Below are 2,371 nucleotides of genomic sequence, written 5' to 3'. Positions count from 1 at the left end.
CGTGCATCTTCAATCCGAAATTATTCGGAAAGATCATATTGCGCCTGAGGCGGTTACGGAGCAACATTTGCATACCGGGGCTGTGACAAGTGAGAAAATAAGGAAGGGTGCAATTCTGGATCATCATGTGGCAAATCAGGCTGTCAAGGAAAATCACATTGCTCCGAGCGCTATTAAATCTGACAAAATCGCTGATGAAGCAGTGATAGAAACTAAAATTGGTACAGGTGCGGTCACCAGCAATAAAATTGCGTCTCAAGCCGTTACCCACGTACACATTGCATTCGGAGTCATCCGTGAAAACCATCTTGCCGACAACAGTGTGGGTGGAAAAGCGTTACAGCCTCAAGCGGTTGATTCGACCCATTTGGCCCAAAGCTCTGTACAGAGCAAGCATCTTGGGGAAAACAGTGTCGGAACCGCAGCGTTGCAGGAACAGTCCGTTACCGCAGACATACTAGGCGAAGGCGCTGTTCAAACCGCGCATTTGGCCAGCGGAGCGGTATACTCCCACCATTTGCAGGATCATGCCGTTACTTCGTTAAAATTATCGCCGGAAAGTGTGGCTACGGATAAAATTAATGATTTGGCGATTACTGCGCCTAAGCTAGCTGAGGGCAGTGTCACTTCCTCCAAGCTGTCTGCTCGTTCGGTGCAGCCATGGCATATTACAGATAAAGCAGTGCTGAGCAACCATCTGGCTGTTGAGGCAGTGGAGGCGTCTCATCTCGCTCCGGAATCCGTTACCTCCAACCATTTGCAATCTGCTTCGATCCAAACCAAACATCTCGCCCCAGATAGTGTGTCCGGCCATGCACTTCAGTCGGAAAGCGTCACTTCCGAGAAGTTAGCGGCTCGGGCTGTGCAGGCTTCCAATCTGGCAGAAAATAGCGTGGGACCTGGACATCTGGCTTCACAGGCCGTACAGACCAGACATTTGGCCGCAGGAGCAGTAGAGGAGACGATATTAGCCCAGAATGCTGTGAAGTCAGAGCATCTTGCAGCAGAATCCGTCCAATCAGAGCACCTACAAAGCGGGATCATTCAGGAAGAACATATTGCATTGCAGGCCATATCAACTGATGCTTTGCAGGATGCGTCTGTTACGTCCGATAAATTGGCGGATGAGGGTGTGACTTCCACCAAGCTGTCAGCCCATGCAGTGCAGTCCGAGCATATTATGGACGAAGCTGTACAAAGCAATCACTTGGCCGTGGCGGTTGTAGACTCGACACATCTGGCATCTGGAGCGGTCACCTCGGTGCACCTACAGGCCTCCTCGGTGCTTACGAGACACTTGGCTCCGGATAGTGTGTCTGGTCGTGCACTACAAGCGGAAAGTGTTACCTCGGAAAAGCTGGCGGCCCGCTCGGTACAAGGAATGAACCTTGCAGAAGGCAGTATTGGCCCTTCACATCTATCTGTGCAGTCTGTACACACGCGGCATTTGGCAGCTGGATCGGTACAGGATAGAGTGCTGGCAGAAGGAGCGGTGAAGTCGGTGCACATTGCCCGCGAATCGATCCAGCCGCACCATCTGCAAACTGAAACCATTCAGGGAGAGCATATTGCATCCCAGGCCATATCGACCGATGCTTTACAAGATGAGTCTGTGACATCTGACAAACTGGCGGATGAGAGTGTGACTGCCGCCAAGCTGTCGGCCCACTCGGTACAGTCGTGGCACATTACAGACGAAGCGGTGCGGGGAAATCATTTGGCAGAAGAGACCATTCAGTCAAACCATCTGGCGCCGGAAAGTGTCACCTCAGCCCACTTGCAGTCCGCGTCAGTGCTCACGAACCATCTGGCGCCAGATAGTGTGTCTGGTCGTGCGCTACAAGCGGAAAGCGTCACTTCTGAGAAGCTCGCAGCCCACTCGGTGCAGGGAACGAATCTGGCGGAAGACAGCGTTGGCCCCTCACATTTGTCTGCACAGTCCGTACACGCCCGACATTTGGCAACTGGCGCAGTACAGGATACAACGCTGGCGAAGGGTGCAGTGAAGTCGGTACACATCTCCCCGGGATCGATCCAGCCGCATCATCTGCACGCTGGAATCATTCAGGGCGAGCATATCGCATCTCAGGCCATATCGACTGATGCGTTGCAGGACGCGTCCGTTACGCCTGATAAATTGGCGGATGAGAGTGTGACTGCCGCCAAGCTGTCAGTCGACTCGGTACAGCCATGGCACATTACAGATGAAGCGGTGCAAGCCAATCATTTGGCAGCAGAAGCCATCCAGTCAAGCCATCTGGCCTCGGAATCTGTTACCTCTCGCCATTTGCAGGCTTCCTCAGTCCTTACGAGCCATCTGGCGCCGGATAGTGTATCTGGTCATGCGCTACAAGCGGAAAGCGTCACCTCG

General features: G+C 53.1%; 1 pseudogene. It reads left to right on the top strand.

Annotation, left to right across the window (positions count from 1 at the left end):
- A pseudogene (locus AC5V8P_RS25140) lies at positions 1–2,371 on the top strand (WIAG-tail domain); the annotation flags it as partial.

The sequence above is a fragment of the Paenibacillus sp. N119s genome, assembly GCF_059447605.1.
Note: the sequence above shows the minus strand (reverse complement) of the source record. Positions and strands in the feature narration are given on the sequence as shown.